The sequence below is a fragment of the Pseudomonas sp. TUM22785 genome, assembly GCF_028198105.1.
Lineage (GTDB): Bacteria > Pseudomonadota > Gammaproteobacteria > Pseudomonadales > Pseudomonadaceae > Metapseudomonas > Metapseudomonas solani.
In genome coordinates this window covers 1,940,428-1,956,031 of the sequence record NZ_CP116239.1, presented here as the reverse complement: position 1 = coordinate 1,956,031, position 15,604 = coordinate 1,940,428, and the positions used below count along the sequence as shown (strand labels likewise).

Below are 15,604 nucleotides of genomic sequence, written 5' to 3'. Positions count from 1 at the left end.
GATCAGCAAGTGTCTAAAGTCGCGGGACCCGACTTCGGCATCCCGCATTCCCCTAGATAGGGACGGCCGAAATGATTTCAAGGGGCTTTTTTACAATGGAGGCTCCATGCACAAGGTCATGCTCATCACTGGCGCCAGCCGTGGCATCGGCGCCGCCACCGCGCGACTGGCGGCGGCGCGCGGCTATGCGCTGTGCATCAATTACCGGCAACAGCGCGAGGCGGCCGAGCAACTGGTGGACGAGATCACGCACCAGGGCGGCCGGGCCATCGCGGTTGCCGCGGACGTGGCCGACGAGCGACAGGTGGCACAGTTGTTCGCAGCCATCGAGAGCGAATTCGGCCGTCTGGATGTGCTGGTCAACAACGCCGGAATGCTCGAACGCCAGGCACGCCTGGAGGAGATCGACGGCGCCCGGCTGCTGCGGGTGTTCGGCGCCAACGTCTTCGGCAGCTTCCACTGCGCCCGCGAGGCGATCCGCAGGATGTCCACCCGCCACGGCGGCCGGGGCGGCGCGATCATCAACCTGTCGTCCATCGCCGCGCGCCTGGGTGCGCCCAACGAGTACATCGACTATGCGGCGGCCAAGGGCGCCATCGATGCGATGACGGTAGGGCTAGCCAAGGAAGTAGCGGCCGAAGGCATCCGGGTGAACGCGGTGCGGCCCGGCGTGATCCGCACGGAAATCCATGCCAGTGGCGGGGAGCCGGAGCGGGTGGAGCGGGTCGCCGCCAGCATCCCCCTGGGCCGGGGCGGCGAAGCGGAAGAAATCGCCAAGGCCATTCTCTGGCTGGCCAGCGACGAGGCCTCGTATACCACCGGCGCCCTGCTGGATGTCGCCGGCGGCCGCTGAGCACGCGCATCGTAGGTTGGCGCCGAGCGCAGCGAGGCCCAACGAAACAACCCTGATGCTGCGCTTCGTACCTCAGTGCGTAGCCCGGGCTTCAGCCCGGGAAAACCAAGGAACAGGTAAGGCGCATCAAGCCGCCGCGAACTCCCGCTCCAGGCTGGGCAGGCCCAGCAGGGCGTCGATGCGAGCACAGTCGCTTTCGCGGCGGATCTCGGTGAACAGCAGCACGGCCTCCGGATAGGTGCGCGTGAGCATCGCCAGCCATTGCTTGAGCCGCCCCGGGGCGTAACGCGGGGCAAGCTTGCGCCGAGCCTGGCGCCAGAAGTCGCGGAGCAGCGGCTGGAACTCCGCCCAGCTCATCTCCTCGGGTGTTTCGCCGGCACGCACGGCGGCGATCTGCCGGGCCAGGTCGGGGCGCGAGACCAGGCCGCGACCGAGCATGATGTCCTCGACGCCGCTGACCTCGCGGCAGCGTCGCCAGTCGTCCAGCGTCCACACCTCGCCATTGGCGAATACCGGCACCTTGACTACATCCTGCACCCGCGCCACCCACTCCCAGTGGGCCGGCGGCTTGTAGCCCTCGACCTTGGTGCGTGCATGCACCACCAGTTGCGAGGCGCCACCTTCGGCCAGGGCCAGGGCGCAGTCGAGCACGCCATCGGGGCTGTCGAAGCCCAGGCGCATCTTCGCCGTGACCGGAATGGCGGCAGGCACCGCACGGCGCACGCCACTGACGATGGCATGCAGCAGCTCGGGCTCCCTGAGCAACACGGCGCCGCCACGGGACTTGTTCACCGTTTTCGCCGGGCAGCCGAAGTTGAGGTCGATCACCGGCGCGCCCAGTTCACAGGCGTATGCAGCGTTTTCCCCCAGGCACACCGGATCGGAGCCCAGCAGCTGCACGCGCATCGGCGTGCCGGCACGGGTACGCGCACCACTCTCCAGCTCGGGAGCGAGCTTCTGGTAGGTGCTGGCCGGCAGCAGGCGATCGCTGACGCGGATGAACTCGCTGACGCACCAATCGATGCCGCCCACACGGGTCAGCACATCTCGGAGAATCTCGTCGACCAGGCCCTCCATGGGCGCCAGGGCGATTTGCATAGGGGAAGCCTTGGAAAAATGGGCGCGTAGTGTAAGCGCGGAGCGGGCCTGCACAGAATCCTCCCGACGAAAACCGCGGGAGCAAGTTCGCGCCGGCGCAGTCGAAAGCCGTATGCCCTGGAGAAGGAACCGCCGATGAAGACGCTCCGCCCTGCCCTGCTCTGCCTGGCTCTTGGCAGCCTGGCCCCGCTGGCCGATGCAGAAACCCTATTGGAGAGCCCGCTGCAACCGGCGCCCGACTCAGTGGCGGAGCTGGTGGTCAGCCGCGACGAGAACGCCGCCAATGCCTGCGAAGTGGGCCTCTACCTGCAGGACGAACTGGTGGCGCAACTGTCTGCCGGGCAGGCCATCAGCCTCAGCGTGCCGGCCGGCGAGATGACCCTGAACGTCGCCCAGAGCCCCTCGGGCTATTGCGCCGGCAACCTCGCCGGGCGCCCGCAGTCGGTGCTGATCCAGCCCGGCGAGCGGCGGCACTTCCGCATCGTGCAGAACCCGACCGAGCTGTTCCTGTCGCCAGCGGTGGACTGAGCGCTCAGAGCTCCAGGGGGAACGGCTGCATCAATGCGCGGCCATAGCCCTCGATGAATTCCGGCGGCATGCGCTTGGGGCGGCCGCTGGAAAGCTCGATGCAGACGAAGGTGGTCCTGGCCCGCAGCAGGGTCGCGCCGTCTTCGGGGCGGATCAGCTGGAAGCGGCGGTCCATCTTCAGGCGCTGGTCGGATTCGACGATCCAAGTGGCCATCTGCAGCTCCTGCTCCTCATAGGCAGCAGCGAGGTAGTCGATCTCGTGGCGCACCACGGCCATGGCGCGATCCAGGCGGCGGTATTCGGCCAGGTCCAGCCCCAGACTCTGGGAGTGGCGCCAGGCGCAACGCTCCAGCCAGCTGACGTAGACGGCGTTGTTGGCGTGGCCGAGGCCGTCGATGTCATCGGCGGCGACCTTGATGTCGATGACGAAGGGGGTGGACAGGTCCCAGTTCATCAGGCGTGCTCCGAGTTGCTGGCCAGCTCGCGCGCTTCGGCGGCGAGTTGGGTGATCTGGTCCCAGGCGCGGGCGCGGATCAGGCTCGACGGCGCGATCCAGGTGCCGCCGACGCAGGCGACGTTGGGCAGTTGCAGGAAGCCTTGCAGGTTGTCCGGCGTGACCCCGCCGGTGGGGCAGAAGCGGATGCCGGTGAAGGGCCCCTTGAAGCTCTTGAGCATCTTCACGCTGGCATTGCCGTTGGCCGGGAACAGCTTCAGCGAGCGGTAGCCGTATTCCAGGGCCAGCAGCACTTCCGAGGGGGTCATCACCCCGGGCAGGTACGGCAGGCCGGAATCTTCCGCCGCTGCAGCCAGACGTTCGGTGCAACCGGGGCTGACGGCGAAGTGGGCACCGGCGTCGCGGGCCTCGAGGAACTGCTCGGTGTGGATCAGGGTGCCCGCGCCCACCAGCAGGTCCGGGAATTCCTTGCGGATCGCCGCCACCGCGTCCAGGGCACGCGGCGTGCGCAGCGTCACCTCCAGCACCTCGATCCCACCGGCACTGAGCGCGCCGGCCAGGTCCAGGGCCAGCCCCGTGTCTTCGATGACCAGCACCGGCAGGACGGGTCGCGCCCGCTGCAGCACCACATCCATAGTCAGGCTCATTGCATCTTTCCCCTTGATTCGTGCCTCCGGCCCCGCGCTCGGGCCCGGAATTGATTCGCCCCGGCGACCACGCCCGGGCCGCCGCTGGCGGCGCAACAGACATGGACCTTGGAAGCGCAGCATCGACAGCAGGTCACCGACCGGCGGTGGGCCTTCGACGCATTCCATTGGCGAATCTTCCTGCACCCGGCGGCTGTCGCCAAGCCCGCCGTGCAAGGGGAGCGCGATCAGGCGCTGGCGCGCAGGCCGACCTCGTCGAACAGATGCAGCACCGCCGCCACCACGCGCGGGTCGGCCAGTACCCGCTGGTGCCCTCCTCCCTCCAGGCGCAGCAGCTGGCTGTCGGACCAGGCCTCGTGGATGCGGCCGGCCTCGATCACGGGGACCATGCGATCGTCCTCCGCGTGGACGACCAGGCCTGGGATATCCAGGCGGTAGCGGCGTACATCGATGTCCTCGGCGGGAATGCCGGCGTGCTCGCCGACGCGCCTGATGAACTGCTCGCCGGCCCGGGGCGGCAAGCCGATGAAGCGGGCGAAGCCGCGCAGCATCCCGAGGACGCGACTGGGCGCGGCGATGGTGACAAGGGCCTGGGTTCGCAGTCCCAGCTGGGTGGCGAGCATGGCGCTGACGCCGCCCATGGAGTGGCCCACCACCCCGTGCAGCGGTGGCAGCTCCTCGGCCGCTTCGAGCAGCGCGCGGGCGAAGAGCACGATGTTCGCCTCGCGCCCCGGCGAGTGGCCATGGGCGGGCGCGTCGAGGGCCACCACGCCATAGCCGGCCTGTATCAGGGCATCGATCAGGCTGGCGAACTGGGTCGGGCGCCCCTCCCAGCCATGCATCAGCAACACGGTCGGGCCACTGCCCCAGCGCAGCGCGGATAGGCCGAAACGCAGGGTGATGCGCTCGGCGCGCTCGAGCCAGGGCAGCTCCCAGTCACGGGGATGGGTGTCGCGGGGCGTCATGAAGCGCCGCCGGGCCTGGTCGGCGACGTGCCGGGGCGCCACGCGGCCGACGGTGGCGTTGAATCCTCGGAGCAGGTCCAGGCTGTTCATCTCGTTTCTCCTAGATCACCGCCATACGGGCGGCACGCAGTATCCGGTCCGACAGCTCGCCGGCCCCCAGGGCACGGGCAAGGGCCAGGCCGCCCACCATCAGCGCGATGTCGGCCAGGGCCTTGTCGCCGTCCTCGGGGGAAACGGCGAGATCGGCCGCGAGCAATTCGAGGTGTTCGGCCAGCAAGTGCTGGTAGGGCTCGGCGTTGCGCGCCACCTCGCCCACCGAACCGGGGAGCGGGCAACCACGGTCAGTGCTGTCGCGGTGCCGACGGGATAGGTAGAAGGCCGCCGCGAGGGTGCGCCGGTCAAGTGGCGCGAGCGTCGAGTCGAGCTGTTTCATCGATTGCCGCCGCTCCCGCAGCAGCTCGCCGAACGCCTCCACCATCAACGCCTCCTTGCTGTCGAAATGGGCATAGAAGCCACCCACCGTGAGCCCGGCAGCCGCCATCACCTCGCTAACACTGGGCTCCAGCGGGCCCCGGGTGAACAGCGCCCTGCCCGCCTCGGCGAGGATACGCTTGCGTGTCTGGCTGCTCTTGTCGCTCACGGCCGTCTCCCGTTGCATGATGGCAATCATATTATATTCATCATTCAATCTGGCAAGCCTTTATGCACACCACCGGTCGAGAGACGGCAAGAGCGGGAAAAAACGAGGGGGATGAGATTTTTCGGAGCGAAAAAACAAAAGGGCCACTCCATGACGGAATGACCCTTAAAAGCCCCGCAGAGCGGGAAAAAGTGGCGTCCCCTAGGGGACTCGAACCCCTGTTACCGCCGTGAAAGGGCGGTGTCCTAGGCCACTAGACGAAGGGGACTTTAAACCTTCGAAAAGCAAGGCCAGCCCGGAGGCTGGCCTTATTTCGATGCGCTGGGCATCTGATTTGGTGGAGCTAGACGGGATCGAACCGTCGACCTCTTGCATGCCATGCAAGCGCTCTCCCAGCTGAGCTATAGCCCCGAAACCTTCTCGGTGCGCGATCAACCTGATGGTTGTCGCTGCTGGAAAGTGGCGTCCCCTAGGGGACTCGAACCCCTGTTACCGCCGTGAAAGGGCGGTGTCCTAGGCCACTAGACGAAGGGGACTTTAACCTTCGTAGGACTGCAGCCTTGGCTGCGAATCCTGGCAATTTGGTGGAGCTAGACGGGATCGAACCGTCGACCTCTTGCATGCCATGCAAGCGCTCTCCCAGCTGAGCTATAGCCCCACAGTAACGCTGGAACATCTCACTTCGCTTTCGAGTTCGTCGTGAGAACGGGGCGCATACTAAGGGCGACCCTGAAGGCTGTCAACAAAATTTTTCACCGAGATCGAAAAATTTTCATCGCAAGAACAATCACTTACCGGATTCGGCAGGAAGCCCCCGTGCGCCGCCACCGATGAGCGAACCTAGCGCCCTCCCCCGGACATGAAAAGGCCCGCGCGAGGCGGGCCTTGTCGAAGGGGAAATCACTCAGCCAGGAATGGCGTCGCGAATCTTCTCCCACTCCTTGGTTTCCTTCTTCGACGCACCGCCCAGCAGCTCCAGCGCCTGGCGCAGGCGGAAGCGGGTGAGGTCGGCACCGAGGACTTCCATGGCATCCAGCACGGAGACAGAGCTGGCCTGGCCGGTGATGGCCGGGAACATCAGCGGCATCACGTCACGCAGCTTGAGCTCAAGGTGCTCGGCAACACCCTGGATGCAGGCGGTGATGCGCTCCTTGTCCCACTGGCGCAGCGACTCCAGCTTCCACAGGACCAGCTGCATGACCTGGCGCACCTGGTCGGGCGAGAGCTTCTTGTGCTCGAACAGCTTGGCATCCAGCGGCAGCGCACCGGCGAAGAAGAAGCCGGCCAGCGGGGCGATCTGGCTGAAGGTCTCGACGCGGCCCTGTACGTGGGGCGCGATTTTCATCAGGTACTCGGGATTCAGCGCCCACTTCTGCACCTCGGCGGCAAAACGCTCCACCGGCAGCTCGCGGATCCACTGGCCGTTGAGCCAGGAAAGCTTCTCCAGATCGAAGATCGGACCACCCAGGGAGACGCGCGAGAGGTCGAAGTGCTCGATCATTTCCGCCAGGGAGAACTTCTCGCGCTCGTCCGGCATCGACCAGCCCATGCGGCCGAGGTAGTTGAGCATCGCCTCGGGCAGGTAGCCCATGCGCTCGTAGAAGGTGATGGAGGTGGGGTTCTTACGCTTGGAGAGCTTGCTCTTGTCCGGGTTGCGCAGCAGCGGCATGTAGCAGAGCACCGGTTGCTCCCAGCCGAAGTACTCGTACAGCTTGATCAGCTTGGGCGCCGAGGGCAGCCACTCTTCGCCGCGCAGCACGTGGGTGATGCCCATCAGGTGGTCGTCGACCACGTTGGCGAGGAAGTAGGTGGGCAGGCCATCGGTCTTCATCAGCACCTGCATGTCCATGCGATCCCATGGGATCTCGACATCGCCACGGAGCATGTCCGGCACCACGCAGACGCCCTCGGTGGGCATCTTCATGCGCACGACATGAGGCTCGCCAGCGGCGATGCGTTTGCTCGCCTCATCGTGGCTCAGGTTGATGCAGTGGCCGTCGTAACGCGGGGTTTCCTTGCGCTCGGTCTGCTCGGCACGCAGCTTGTCCAGACGCTCGGCGGTGCAGAAGCAGGGGAAGGCGTGGCCCTTGTCCACCAGCTCCTGGGAGTACTTCTTGTAGATCTCGCCACGCTCGCTCTGGCGATACGGGCCGTGCGGGCCGCCGACGTCCGGACCCTCGTCCCACTCGATGCCCAGCCAGCGCAGGGCGTCATAGATCTGCTGTTCGGATTCGCGGGTGGAGCGAAGCTGGTCGGTGTCTTCGATGCGCAGGATGAACTGGCCACCGTGCTGACGGGCGAAGCAGAGGTTGAACAGGGCGATATAGGCGGTGCCGACGTGCGGGTCGCCGGTTGGCGAGGGCGCAATGCGGGTACGGACAGTGGTCATGGCGGGTCCTGGTGCGGAACGGTCAAAGGCGCGATGTTAGCAGGGGCGCGGCGCCATGCTCCAGCCAGTGGCTGCGATCATTCGGCAGGCTGGCCATGAGGAAATCGAGGAAAGCCTTCACCTTCATCGCCTGGAAACGCCGGGAAGGATAGACGGCGTAGATTTCGCCGCTGGGTAACTGCACGCCCGGCAGCAATTCCACGAGTTCGCCGCGGCGCACCGCGTCCTCGGTGATCATCAACGGCAACGAGGCAATGCCTGCGCCGCTGAGCACCGCTTCGCGGGCGAAGGTGATGTTGTTGCAGTGCAACACACGCTGGCAGGGCACGCTTTCGTCCAGCAGCGGCCAGTAGCGTTGCGGGTCCTGGGGCAGCAGCACGGCGCGATGGCCAGCCAGGGCGAGCACATCATGGGGGGTACCGTGCGCTGCGAGGTAAGCGGGACTGGCGCAGAGGCGGCGTCCGTTCTCGAACAGCTTGCGGGCGATCAGGGTGGAATCCTGGGGCTGGCCGACCATGATGGCGATGTCGACCCCCTCTTCCAACGGGTCGACATCCCGCGAGGTGATCTCCACCTCGGCGGTTATCTGCGGGTACTGGCTCATGAAGGTGCCGAGGACCTTGCCGAGGAACAATTGGCCGAACTCGATGGGCGCGGTGATGCGCAGCAGACCGGAGGGCTCCTGCTGCAACTGCATGACGGCCTGCTCGGCCTCGGCGAAGTCGACCATGATCTGCCGGCAGCGCTCGTAATAAGCCTGCCCGACCTCGGTCAGCCGCAGTTTGCGCGTGGTGCGATTGAGCAGACGAACGCCCAGGCGCTCTTCCAGCAGGGCGATGCGGCGGCTCACGGTGGACTTCTGCATGCCCAGGCTGTGCGCGGCCTGGGTGAAGCTATGCAGCTCTACGACGCGGGTGAAGATCAGGGCGTCATCCAGACCCATTATTGTTCCCCATAAGCAACAAAGTTTCTGAAGTGTACTGGCTACTTGCCTGACTGGAACAGTGCTAGATTCCCGCCTTTCCGCCCGCCCTTCGAGCTCCTGGAATGCCAGCCAAACTGCAACGTCGCCTGTTTATCTTCATTGCCCTGCTGATCCTCGTGGTGGGCGGCTTCTTCCTGCATTGGCTGCTGGTAGGCCGCTTCCTGGAAACCACCGATAACGCCTATGTCCAGGGCGAGATCACCCGCGTCTCCAGCCAGCTCGGTGCGCGAATAGAAGAAGTGCTGGTGGGCGACAACCAGCACGTGAAGAAAGGCGACCTGCTGGTGCGCCTGGAAGCAGAGGACTTCAAACTGGCCCTGCAACGCACCCAGGCCGCCCTGGCCACTCGCGAGGCGGAGCTGGCCCAGTCGCGCAGCAAGCTCACCCAGCAGGACAGCATGATCGCCGCCAGCGAGGCCGACGTAGCGGCCAGCCAGGCGACCCTGGGCCGCACCCAGATCGACCTGTCCCGCGCCCAGACCCTGCGCAAGCCGGGCTATGTTTCCGAGGAGCGCGTCACCACCCTCTCCGCCGATTCCCGCGTGGCCCGCTCGCAAGTGGCCCGCGCCGAGGCTGACCTCAAGGCCCAGCGCGTGCAGACCGACGCACTGCGCGCCGATGTGAAGCGCCTGGAAGCGCAGATCGCCAACGCCCGTGCCGATATCGCCCAGGCCGAGCTGAACCTGACCCGTACCGAGATCCGCGCCCCCATCGACGGCATGGTCGGCCAGCGCGCTGCGCGCAACGGCCAGTACGTACAGGTCGGCGCCCACCTGATGTCGCTGGTGCCGGACCAGGACATCTGGGTCCAGGCCAACTTCAAGGAAACCCAGATCGAGCACATGCAGCCCGGGCAGAAGGCCGAGCTGATCTTCGACAGCTTCCCGGGTACCCCCATCGAGGCGAAGGTCGAGAGCCTGTTCGCCGCCTCTGGCGCCCAGTTCAGCCTGCTGCCGCCGGACAACGCCACCGGCAACTTCACCAAGGTGGTGCAGCGCATCCCGGTGAAACTGACCTTCGACCGCGACAACCCACTCAAGGGCCGCATCCGCCCCGGCATGTCGGTGCTGGTGAAAGTCGCCATCAAGCTGGATGAATGACGGTGGCCGGTGACACCCTGATCCGCCCCACCGGCGAGCCCAGCCGCCGCGACTGGATCGCCGTGATGAGCGCCATGCTTGGCGCCTTCATGGCGGTGCTGGATATCCAGATCACCAACTCCTCGCTGAAGGACATCCAGGGCGCGCTTTCGGCGACGCTGGAGGAAGGCTCGTGGATCTCCACCTCCTACCTGGTGGCCGAGATCATCATGATCCCGCTCACCGCCTGGCTGGTGCAGGTGCTCTCGGCGCGACGCCTGGCGGTCTGGGTATCCCTGGGTTTCCTCGCCTCTTCCCTGCTCTGCTCCTTCGCCTGGAGCCTGGAGAGCATGATCGTGTTCCGCGCCATGCAGGGTTTCACCGGAGGCGCGCTGATTCCCCTGGCTTTCACCCTCACCCTGATCAAGCTGCCGGAGCACCACCGGGCCAAGGGCATGGCGCTGTTCGCCATCACCGCCACCTTCGCGCCCTCCATCGGCCCGACCCTGGGCGGCTGGCTGACCGAGAACTTTGGCTGGGAATACATCTTCTATATCAACGTGCCCCCGGGCCTGCTGATGATCGCCGGGCTGATGTATGGCCTGGAAAAGAAGGCGCCGCATTGGGAGCTGCTGAAGAGCACCGACTACGCCGGCATCCTCACCCTAGGCCTCGGCCTGGGCTGCCTGCAGGTGTTCCTCGAAGAGGGCCATCGCAAGGACTGGCTGGAGTCGCAGCTGATCGTCGGCCTGGGCAGCATCGCCCTGGTGAGCCTGGTGCTGTTCGTCATCCTGCAGACCTCGCGACCCAACCCGCTGATCAACCTGGGCATCCTCAGGAACCGCAACTTCGGCCTCTCGAGCATCTCCAGCGTGGGCCTGGGCATGGGGCTCTATGGCTCGATCTACGTGCTGCCGCTGTACCTGGCACAAATCCAGGGCTACAACGCGCTGCAGATCGGCGAGGTGATCATGTGGATGGGGGTACCGCAACTGTTCCTCATCCCGTTGGTGCCCAAGCTGATGAAGATCATCTCGCCCAAGCTGCTCTGCGCCCTGGGCTTCGGCTTGTTCGGCGCGGCCAGCTTCGCCTCGGGGGTGCTCAACCCGGATTTCGCCGGCCCGCAGTTCAACCAGATCCAGATCATCCGCGCGCTGGGCCAGCCGCTGGTGATGGTGACCATCTCGCTGATCGCCACCGCCTACATCACGCCGCAGGACGCGGGCTCGGCCTCCAGCCTGTTCAACATCCTGCGCAACCTCGGCGGCGCCATCGGCATTGCCCTGCTGGCCACCCTGCTGGACAGCCGCGCCAAGGTGTATTTCGACTACCTGCGCGAATCCCTGGTGCCAAGCAACCCGCAGGTGGCCGAGCGCCTGGCCCTGCTCAGCGAGAAGCTCGGCAGCGACCAGGCGGCCCTGGGCAAGCTCAGCGAGATCGCCCATCAGCAGGCGGCGATCATGGCGTACAATGACGCCTTCCATTTCATCGGCATCGCACTCGGCATCAGCATGATCGCCGTGCTGCTGACCCGTTCCCTGCCCGCTGGCGCCTCCGGCGGCGCTGCTCACTAACCCACGCGCTGCCTGAGGCGGCGCGCTTCCGCTTCAGGCTTTGCATGTCCAGCATCAACGCAAGAACCCGCGCCCTCCTCCTGGTGGGCGCCTTCGCCCTCATCTACATCGGCTGGGGCACCACCTACCTGGCCAACCACTTCCTCCTGCGCGAGCAGCCGCCTTTCGTCATCGCCACCCTGCGCTTCCTCTTCGCCGGCCTGCTGGCCCTCGGCTGGGTGCTGCTGCGTGGCCAGGCGAAGGTGCAACGCAGCGACCTGGGCAGTGCCTTCATCGGCGGGGTGATGCTGATCGCCGTGGGCCAGGGCGCACTGATCTACGCCAACCAGTACCTGCCCACCGGGATGCTGGCGATGCTCTACACCACGCTGCCTCTATGGAGCGTGGCGCTGGAGTGGCTGCTGGACGAACGCCCGCCGCTCTGGGTGCTATGCGGGCTGGCCATGGCCAGTGGCGGCATCCTGCTCTTGATGGGTAACGGGCTGGGCGAGAACCCTGGTTTCGAGCAGTGGTTCGCCGGCGCCCTGGTGGTGACCGCCACCCTACTCTGGGCCGTAGGTGCCTGGCTGTTGCGCAAGCGCGGGCCCTTCCGCTCCAGCTGGATGGGCCTGGCCATGCAGATGCTCATGGGCACCGTGCTGCTGGCCGGCTTCGGCCTGTGGCGTGGAGACTGGCAGGGCTTCGAGCTGGCGCGGCTGTCCCCGACTGGCTGGGCGTGGCTGGCCTATCTGGTGTTGCCGGTGAGCCTTGGTGTCTACCCGGCCTATTTCTGGCTATTGCGCGAAGTGCGCCCGAGCCTGGTGTCCACCTTCGCCTTCGTCAACCCGGTGGTGGCGCTGCTGCTAGGTTTCCTGATCCTCGATGAGCGTCTCAGCGTAACGGCATTGCTGGCCTGCCTGGCGACCCTGGGCGGGGTGATGATGATCATCTTCGGCCGGCGCTGAGCCGCGGACCGCGGATAGAAGAAGGGCGCCTGATGGCGCCCTTTTCGTTCACACCTGCAGCAACCTGTCGCGGAGCTTCTGGATCTCGTCGCGCAGCTGCGCGGCGGCCTCGAACTCCAGGTCGCGGGCCAGCTGGTACATCTTCTCTTCCATCTGGCGGATGCGCTTGGTGATCTCGCTCGGCGAGCGCAGCTCGGCTTCGTAACGTGCGTGCTCCTCCGCCACCTTGGCCATGGCCTTGCGCTTGTTGCTGCGCGAGCCGGGCACGGTGGCGCCTTCAAGGATGTCCTGGACGTCCTTCTGTACGCCCCGGGGAACAATGCCGTTCGCCTCGTTGAACGCGATCTGCTTGTTGCGGCGGCGATCGGTCTCGTCGATGGCCCGCTGCATGGAGCCGGTCATGTTGTCGGCATAGAGGATCGCCTTGCCGTGCAGGTTACGCGCCGCGCGGCCGATGGTCTGGATCAGCGAGCGCTCGGAGCGCAGGAAACCTTCCTTGTCGGCATCGAGGATGGCCACCAGGGACACCTCGGGCATGTCCAGCCCCTCACGCAGCAGGTTGATGCCCACCAACACGTCGAAGGCACCGGTGCGCAGGTCACGGATGATCTCGACGCGCTCCACGGTATCGATGTCCGAGTGCAGGTACCGCACACGCACGTCATGGTCGGCGAGGTAGTCGGTGAGGTCCTCGGCCATGCGCTTGGTGAGGGTGGTGACCAGCACGCGCTGCTCCACGGCAACGCGCTTGCGGATCTCGGAGAGCAGGTCGTCGACCTGAGTGGTGGCCGGTCGCACCTCGATCTCCGGGTCCACCAGGCCGGTCGGCCGCACCACCTGCTCCACCACGCGACCGGCATGCTCCGCCTCGTAGGGTCCAGGCGTTGCGGAAACGAAGATGGTCTGCGGGCTCATCGCTTCCCACTCGTCGAAACGCATGGGTCGGTTGTCCAGCGCCGACGGCAGGCGGAAACCGTACTCCACCAGATTCTCCTTGCGCGAGCGGTCGCCCTTGAACATCGCACCGACCTGCGGAACGCTGACGTGGGACTCATCGATCACCAACAGGGAGTTGGCCGGCAGGTAGTCATAGAGAGTGGGTGGCGCCTGGCCGGGCTCACGTCCGGAGAGATAGCGCGAGTAGTTCTCGATGCCGTTGCAGTAGCCCAGCTCGACGATCATCTCCAGGTCGAAACGGGTGCGCTGCTCAAGGCGCTGGGCCTCCACCAGCTTGTTGTTGCTGCGCAGGTAGTCGAGGCGCTCCTTGAGCTCCTCCTTGATCTTGTCCACCGCGCCCAGGATCACTTCCCGCGGCGTTACGTAGTGACTCTTGGGGTAGAAGGTGAAACGCGGCAACTTGCGGATCACCTCACCCGTCAGCGGATCGAAGGCCGACAGGCTCTCCACTTCATCATCGAAAAGCTCGACGCGGATGGCTTCGAGATCGGATTCCGCCGGGAATATATCGATCACATCGCCGCGGACACGGAAGGTGGCACGGGCGAAGTCCATGTCATTGCGGGTGTATTGCAGGTCCGCCAGGCGACGCAACAGCTCGCGCTGGTCGATCTTGTCGCCCCGATCGAGATGCAGAACCATCCGCAGGTAGGACGTGGGGTCGCCCAGGCCATAGATGGATGAAACCGTTGCCACGATGATCGCATCGGACCGCTCAAGCAGCGCCTTGGTGGCGGACAGGCGCATCTGCTCGATGTGATCGTTGATCGAAGCATCCTTCTCGATATAGGTATCCGAGGAAGGAACGTAAGCCTCCGGCTGATAGTAGTCGTAGTAGGAGACGAAATACTCGACGGAGTTGTTCGGGAAGAAGGCCTTGAACTCGCCGTAGAGCTGGGCAGCCAGCGTCTTGTTCGGCGCCAGTACGAGCGTTGGGCGCTGCACCTGGGAGATGACATTGGCGATGCTGAAGGTCTTGCCCGAACCGGTCACCCCCAGCAGCGTCTGGTGCGACAGGCCCGCTTCCAGGCCCTCGACCAACTGGCGAATGGCTTCGGGTTGGTCGCCGGCCGGCTGGAAGCGGGTGACGAGTTGAAACTCTGACATGGCTGACCTCGGCAAAATGATGTGACACCCGCCCAGCGGCAGCGTCAAACCAGGCGAAAAGCTAGCGTACGTTGTCGCGGCACGCGACCTTGACCGCTATAATACCGGCCCGATTGCGCAACCCCAATGCACGATGCTCGCGGGGTTGCCAGGCCTCCAACTTCCTTCCTCTCGAGCAGCCGCATCATGAGTCTGTTTTCTGCCGTCGAAATGGCTCCGCGCGACCCCATCCTGGGCCTCAACGAAGCATTCAACGCCGATCCGCGCCCGACCAAGGTCAACCTTGGCGTGGGCGTCTACTACAACGAACAGGGCCGTATTCCACTGTTGCGCGCCGTTGCCGAGGCCGAGAAGGCCCGCATCGAAGCCCATGCACCGCGCGGCTACCTGCCGATCGAGGGCATCGCCGCCTACGACCTGGCCGTGCAGAAGCTGCTGTTCGGTAACGACTCGGCGCTGATCGTGGACGGCCGCGTCATCACCACCCAAGCTGTCGGGGGCACCGGGGCCCTGAAGACCGGTGCCGACTTCCTCAAGCGCCTGCTGCCTGACGCCGTGGTCGCCATCAGTGACCCGAGCTGGGAAAACCACCGCGCGCTGTTCGAGTCCGCCGGCTTCCCGGTGCAGAACTACCGCTATTACGACGCAGCCAGCCACGGAGTGAACCGTGCCGGCATGCTCGAAGACCTCAAGGCCCTGCCTCCTCGTTCGATCGTCGTGATGCACGCCTGTTGCCACAACCCGACGGGCGTCGACCTGAACCTCGACGACTGGAAAGCCGTTCTGGAAGTGCTGCGTGAGCGCGAGCACGTGCCCTTCCTCGATATCGCCTATCAGGGCTTCGGTGACGGCATCGAGCAGGACGCTGAAGCCGTTCGCCTGTTCGCACAGTCCGGCCTGAGCTTCTTCGTCTCCAGCTCCTTCTCCAAATCGTTCTCGCTGTACGGCGAGCGCGTTGGCGCCCTGTCCATCGTCACGGGCTCCAAGGACGAGGGCAGCCGCGTGCTGTCGCAAGCCAAACGCGTGATCCGCACCAACTACTCCAACCCGCCGACCCACGGCGCCACAGTCGTCGCCTCGGTGCTCAACAGCCCCGAGCTGCGCGCGCTGTGGGAAGAGGAACTGGGCGAGATGCGCCAACGCATCCGCCACATGCGCCTGGCCATGGTCGAGCAACTGGCCGCCTTCGGCGCCAAGCGCGACTTCAGCTTCGTTGCCCGCCAACGCGGCATGTTCTCCTACTCCGGCCTCACCGCCGAGCAGGTAGAACGCCTGAAGAACGAGTTCGGCATCTACGCCGTCAGCACCGGCCGCATTTGCGTCGCCGCACTGAACAACGGCAACCTGGAAAGCGTCACCCGCGCCATCACCCAGGTACTGTGAA

General features: G+C 65.5%; 14 protein-coding genes and 4 tRNA genes. 6 read left to right on the top strand and 12 right to left on the bottom strand.

What is annotated here, in order from left to right:
• Positions 1-106: 106 nt before the first annotated feature.
• The gene (locus tag PI990_RS09205; protein ID WP_271660435.1) at positions 107-853 is read left to right on the top strand and encodes an SDR family oxidoreductase; all 747 of its coding nucleotides are present in this window, start codon (positions 107-109) and stop codon (positions 851-853) included.
• Between the two features lie 126 nt (positions 854-979).
• On the opposite strand, the gene PI990_RS09200 is transcribed toward PI990_RS09205, so the two are convergent.
• Positions 980-1,951: a tRNA dihydrouridine synthase gene (locus PI990_RS09200; protein WP_271660434.1), complete on the bottom strand. Its 972-nt coding sequence runs from the start codon at positions 1,949-1,951 to the stop codon at positions 980-982.
• A 135-nt stretch (positions 1,952-2,086) separates the two neighbouring features.
• Between PI990_RS09200 and PI990_RS09195 the strand changes: the two genes are divergently transcribed.
• Positions 2,087-2,479 (top strand): hypothetical protein, encoded by a 393-nt coding sequence (locus tag PI990_RS09195; RefSeq protein WP_043243374.1) that lies wholly within the window; start codon positions 2,087-2,089, stop codon positions 2,477-2,479.
• Positions 2,480-2,483: 4 nt separating this feature from the next.
• On the opposite strand, the gene PI990_RS09190 is transcribed toward PI990_RS09195, so the two are convergent.
• The 10 genes from PI990_RS09190 to PI990_RS09145 all read right to left on the bottom strand — a co-directional run bounded on the left by PI990_RS09190 (position 2,484) and on the right by PI990_RS09145 (position 8,517).
• A complete protein-coding gene (locus PI990_RS09190) occupies positions 2,484-2,933 on the bottom strand; it encodes an acyl-CoA thioesterase (protein ID WP_265167947.1) in 450 nt (149 codons plus the stop codon).
• The gene (locus PI990_RS09185) at positions 2,933-3,580 is read right to left on the bottom strand and encodes a bifunctional 4-hydroxy-2-oxoglutarate aldolase/2-dehydro-3-deoxy-phosphogluconate aldolase (RefSeq protein WP_031287421.1); all 648 of its coding nucleotides are present in this window, start codon (positions 3,578-3,580) and stop codon (positions 2,933-2,935) included. The genes PI990_RS09190 and PI990_RS09185 overlap by 1 nt, the downstream gene beginning before the upstream one ends.
• Positions 3,581-3,807: 227 nt before the next feature.
• A complete protein-coding gene (locus tag PI990_RS09180) occupies positions 3,808-4,635 on the bottom strand; it encodes an alpha/beta fold hydrolase (RefSeq protein WP_271660433.1) in 828 nt (275 codons plus the stop codon).
• A 10-nt stretch (positions 4,636-4,645) separates the two neighbouring features.
• Positions 4,646-5,185 (bottom strand): TetR/AcrR family transcriptional regulator, encoded by a 540-nt coding sequence (locus PI990_RS09175; protein ID WP_184490659.1) that lies wholly within the window; start codon positions 5,183-5,185, stop codon positions 4,646-4,648.
• Positions 5,186-5,377: 192 nt separating this feature from the next.
• Positions 5,378-5,453: transfer RNA gene (locus PI990_RS09170), tRNA-Glu, on the bottom strand.
• A 67-nt stretch (positions 5,454-5,520) separates the two neighbouring features.
• Positions 5,521-5,596, bottom strand: a tRNA-Ala gene (locus PI990_RS09165).
• 49 nt (positions 5,597-5,645) lie between these two features.
• Positions 5,646-5,721: transfer RNA gene (locus PI990_RS09160), tRNA-Glu, on the bottom strand.
• 46 nt (positions 5,722-5,767) lie between these two features.
• Positions 5,768-5,843: transfer RNA gene (locus PI990_RS09155), tRNA-Ala, on the bottom strand.
• A gap of 246 nt (positions 5,844-6,089) precedes the next feature.
• Positions 6,090-7,574 carry a glutamate--tRNA ligase gene (gene gltX, locus PI990_RS09150; RefSeq protein WP_184490658.1) on the bottom strand — a complete coding sequence of 495 codons (1,485 nt, stop codon included), beginning with the start codon at positions 7,572-7,574 and terminating at the stop codon, positions 6,090-6,092.
• A gap of 22 nt (positions 7,575-7,596) precedes the next feature.
• Positions 7,597-8,517, bottom strand: a complete 921-nt coding sequence (locus PI990_RS09145) for a LysR family transcriptional regulator (protein ID WP_021217519.1) — start codon at positions 8,515-8,517, stop codon at positions 7,597-7,599.
• A gap of 104 nt (positions 8,518-8,621) precedes the next feature.
• Here PI990_RS09145 and PI990_RS09140 point away from each other — a divergent pair, with 104 nt between their 5' ends.
• The 3 genes from PI990_RS09140 (at position 8,622) to PI990_RS09130 (ending at position 12,156) form a co-directional block, all read left to right on the top strand.
• Complete coding sequence (locus PI990_RS09140) at positions 8,622-9,659, top strand: HlyD family secretion protein (RefSeq protein ID WP_271660432.1); 1,038 nt, start codon at positions 8,622-8,624, stop codon at positions 9,657-9,659.
• Positions 9,660-9,721: 62 nt separating this feature from the next.
• A complete protein-coding gene (locus PI990_RS09135; protein ID WP_271661282.1) occupies positions 9,722-11,212 on the top strand; it encodes an MDR family MFS transporter in 1,491 nt (496 codons plus the stop codon).
• A gap of 44 nt (positions 11,213-11,256) precedes the next feature.
• Positions 11,257-12,156 carry an EamA family transporter gene (locus PI990_RS09130; protein WP_021217878.1) on the top strand — a complete coding sequence of 300 codons (900 nt, stop codon included), beginning with the start codon at positions 11,257-11,259 and terminating at the stop codon, positions 12,154-12,156.
• A 48-nt stretch (positions 12,157-12,204) separates the two neighbouring features.
• Here the strand turns inward: PI990_RS09130 and uvrB are convergent, their stop codons facing one another.
• Entirely contained in the window at positions 12,205-14,220 is a 2,016-nt protein-coding gene (gene uvrB / locus PI990_RS09125; protein WP_184490656.1) for an excinuclease ABC subunit UvrB, read from the bottom strand.
• A gap of 186 nt (positions 14,221-14,406) precedes the next feature.
• On the opposite strand from uvrB, the gene PI990_RS09120 reads away from it, so the two are divergent.
• Positions 14,407-15,603 (top strand): amino acid aminotransferase, encoded by a 1,197-nt coding sequence (locus PI990_RS09120; protein ID WP_271660431.1) that lies wholly within the window; start codon positions 14,407-14,409, stop codon positions 15,601-15,603.
• Position 15,604: the final 1 nt, after the last annotated feature.

Excerpts from the sequence above, each read along its gene's own strand:
- PI990_RS09120 (WP_271660431.1), top strand. The coding sequence starts at position 14,407 with ATGAGTCTGTTTTCTGCCGTCGAAATGGCTCCGCGCGACCCCATCCTG.
- gltX (WP_184490658.1), bottom strand. The coding sequence starts at position 7,574 with ATGACCACTGTCCGTACCCGCATTGCGCCCTCGCCAACCGGCGACCCG.
- PI990_RS09140 (WP_271660432.1), top strand. The coding sequence starts at position 8,622 with ATGCCAGCCAAACTGCAACGTCGCCTGTTTATCTTCATTGCCCTGCTG.
- PI990_RS09145 (WP_021217519.1), bottom strand. The coding sequence starts at position 8,517 with ATGGGTCTGGATGACGCCCTGATCTTCACCCGCGTCGTAGAGCTGCAT.
- PI990_RS09200 (WP_271660434.1), bottom strand. The coding sequence starts at position 1,951 with ATGCAAATCGCCCTGGCGCCCATGGAGGGCCTGGTCGACGAGATTCTC.
- PI990_RS09190 (WP_265167947.1), bottom strand. The coding sequence starts at position 2,933 with ATGAACTGGGACCTGTCCACCCCCTTCGTCATCGACATCAAGGTCGCC.
- PI990_RS09185 (WP_031287421.1), bottom strand. The coding sequence starts at position 3,580 with ATGAGCCTGACTATGGATGTGGTGCTGCAGCGGGCGCGACCCGTCCTG.
- PI990_RS09205 (WP_271660435.1), top strand. The coding sequence starts at position 107 with ATGCACAAGGTCATGCTCATCACTGGCGCCAGCCGTGGCATCGGCGCC.
- PI990_RS09195 (WP_043243374.1), top strand. The coding sequence starts at position 2,087 with ATGAAGACGCTCCGCCCTGCCCTGCTCTGCCTGGCTCTTGGCAGCCTG.
- PI990_RS09180 (WP_271660433.1), bottom strand. The coding sequence starts at position 4,635 with ATGAACAGCCTGGACCTGCTCCGAGGATTCAACGCCACCGTCGGCCGC.
- uvrB (WP_184490656.1), bottom strand. The coding sequence starts at position 14,220 with ATGTCAGAGTTTCAACTCGTCACCCGCTTCCAGCCGGCCGGCGACCAA.
- PI990_RS09130 (WP_021217878.1), top strand. The coding sequence starts at position 11,257 with ATGTCCAGCATCAACGCAAGAACCCGCGCCCTCCTCCTGGTGGGCGCC.